The sequence below is a fragment of the Priestia sp. P5_B4 genome, assembly GCF_056400385.1.
Genome location: NZ_JBFULJ010000557.1, coordinates 1 through 2,530 on the forward strand (window position 1 = coordinate 1; position 2,530 = coordinate 2,530).

The following is a 2,530-nucleotide window of genomic DNA, read 5'->3' on the forward strand; positions in this document are numbered from 1 at the left end:
GCTCTATTCGTTATATATGTTGGTTACGAAGTGATCTACAAGAAATAAATAATCCATTCAAAAATAGTGCATTACTTATTTTTGTGCCGAGAACAAGTACTATGTTAATTAGAGACGTATGAAAAAAGCACTGGATTTTTATCAGTGTACAACCTTTTGTCCTCATTGGTTATACTTATTCTCAATATTTAGAGCAATTAAGGTTCCTTCTTTTAAGGAAAAAGGAATATAACGATGTCGTTATATTCCTTTTCACACATGGCAAACATAAATTTTGAATCAACAAAGAGATGAAAGCACTGAATTTCGTTATTTCTTGATGAAATTTTTTCTTTCAACAAGTTTATTATCACTGAATTCTATCTTATTATTCATCTAATATTTACCTTGTATTCTTTTTTTGAACAAAAGGAATCTTAAAAGCATACAAGGAGGTGAATCAACATGTCAAACAACAACAGTGGTAGTCGTAATCAATTATTAGTACGTGGTGCTGAGCAAGCAATCGATCAATTGAAATATGAGATCGCTAGCGAATTTGGTGTAAACCTTGGTGCTGATGCAACAGCTCGTGCGAATGGTTCAGTAGGTGGAGAAATCACAAAACGCCTTGTAGCAACTGCTCAACAACAATTAGCTGGTGGCTTTTCAGGACAATCTGGAACTTCTCGCTAATAACTCGTGAAGAGTTATAAAAGGTTAGATAATTAAATAGGTCTTGATGGCTTTGGCTACCTACATTTGTAGGTAGCCTTATTGTTTTTAAGAAAACATCTCTTCACACTTGATAAATCCCTTCTTTTATACCCGATACGCTTATCTTCTACAATAACGAATAAGGAAATGGAGTATTTTCTAAGAGTTTTTTTGGTCTTTTCATAGACAGATAAGTAKACCGTGACTATTGAAGAGTAATGCTGTGTAGTTTCAGCTATTACATCCTCTATAGAAAAATTGTGGGTTTTCCTTCTTATTATATACCAATCTATCTTCTACTCCCCTTTTAAGAAATTGTTATATTAATGATAACTCAATAGAAAATTTAAAAGTATTTAACTTTAGTTTGCTTTTAATAAGATATATTCAATCAAAAATATAAAATTAATACCCTTCATATAAAGGAATAAAAAGATAAATTAACTTATAAAAATCAAAGTTTGACTATTTACTCCACCTGACGACAAATAGAACCTTTTTCCTCCTTACATTCGTAATTATTTATAGATTAATTTATCATTCAAAAACATTCTGTAATACATATTACATTGCCGTACGTAAAGGTAAAGAGTCAGCACAAAATGCCGACTCTTTAATGTACCGGAAAGACTATTTAAGATTTTCACTTATATATTGTACTATTTTTCTTAGCTCTGTACTTGTAGGACGACCAAAAGGGCTTGTTTGCTTTTGTTGATAAAGAAGACGTCMTTTCTCATCTACAAGGAAATAGGCAGGTTCCCCGTGAGCTCCATGGTCTTCATATGGAGCGTCTTCACCATGAAAGAATACGTCAAAAGCTTTTAAAGCCTCTAAATTTTCATCTGATAAGACAGGATATGAAAGGTTGTATTCATCTGCCATTTTCTTTAAATTATCAAGTTCATCCGTAGAGATAGTGATTAAATGCACATTCTTACTTTCAAAATAACTCTTATTTTCTTCTAAGTCTTTTAAATCTTGGACACAGACTGGACACCACGCTCCTCTGAAGAAAATAATTAAGTGCCAGCTTTGATGTTCTTTTTGATGAGTCTCATATGAAAATGTTTCACCTGTAGTGGAAGGGAGAATAAAGTTAGGGATGTTTTCATTCAATTTTAATTGAGTCATTTTGGTACCTCCAATATCTTAATTCACTTTACCTTACTCTTGATAAGAAATATGTAATGTTATTTACTTTTTTATTTTTTAAGTGATTTGTAACAGAGTATGTAAGCTATCTTACATTTTCCAACAGACTAAGGTTGATTAGGTAAATTAGTCTATGCAGAGTGGGATTTTATATATAAAGGAGCGGTAGGATGTCTGAAAAAATAAAGAAGCTAGAAGATTTTGTGCGTGAAAAGTGGGTTCCTGAAGGAGCTGATTCAGCGCATCGTGTGCAATGTATCAGCTCCTATAAAATTAAAACATGCTCCCATAATCCTAGCTTTCCCTTTGCTGGAATAAATTCATCCAGCATCTGCATATCCTCAACTACCCAAGCATAACCTCCCACTATAAAGTTACCCATAAAATAGTCATTCCCTGGTACGATTCGACCATCCTCCAGAGTGGCCCATGTCTCATTGTTTTCAGTTACCTTCAAACAATCTACAAGTTTGCATACAGCAATGATCTGGCCAGTTGGAAGATTCTCTGGTGTGTATCCGTGCTTACCAAGCAACGACTTTATGGCTATATGGTTAGAGGCGTCTTTATCTATTTTTTTACTTGTGTGAATGGCAAGTGGCCCCCGATAATTCGTTCTCCATGACCTTGTTTCATATGTTGCCTCTCTAAGGACAAAAAGGCTTGCCCACGGCTGGAT

3 protein-coding genes are annotated in these 2,530 nt (G+C 33.9%); 1 reads left to right on the forward strand and 2 read right to left on the reverse strand.

Translation table 11 applies throughout. The features are described from left to right. The first annotated feature begins 444 nt into the window (after positions 1-444). A complete protein-coding gene (locus AC1DRF_RS22895) occupies positions 445-675 on the forward strand; it encodes an alpha/beta-type small acid-soluble spore protein (RefSeq protein ID WP_060745551.1) in 231 nt (76 codons plus the stop codon). Between the two features lie 651 nt (positions 676-1,326). Here AC1DRF_RS22895 and AC1DRF_RS22900 read toward each other — a convergent pair. Together AC1DRF_RS22900 and AC1DRF_RS22905 are read right to left on the reverse strand one after the other, a co-directional pair. Beyond that, complete coding sequence (locus AC1DRF_RS22900) at positions 1,327-1,830, reverse strand: peroxiredoxin family protein (RefSeq protein ID WP_477741770.1); 504 nt, start codon at positions 1,828-1,830, stop codon at positions 1,327-1,329. A 286-nt stretch (positions 1,831-2,116) separates the two neighbouring features. Beyond that, on the reverse strand, positions 2,117-2,530 hold a 414-nt coding region (locus AC1DRF_RS22905; protein ID WP_477741771.1), incomplete at its 5' end, for an ASCH domain-containing protein.

What these genes read in the sequence shown, in the direction of transcription:
- AC1DRF_RS22895 (WP_060745551.1), top strand. Translation starts at nt 445, where the DNA reads ATGTCAAACAACAACAGTGGTAGTCGTAATCAATTATTAGTACGTGGT.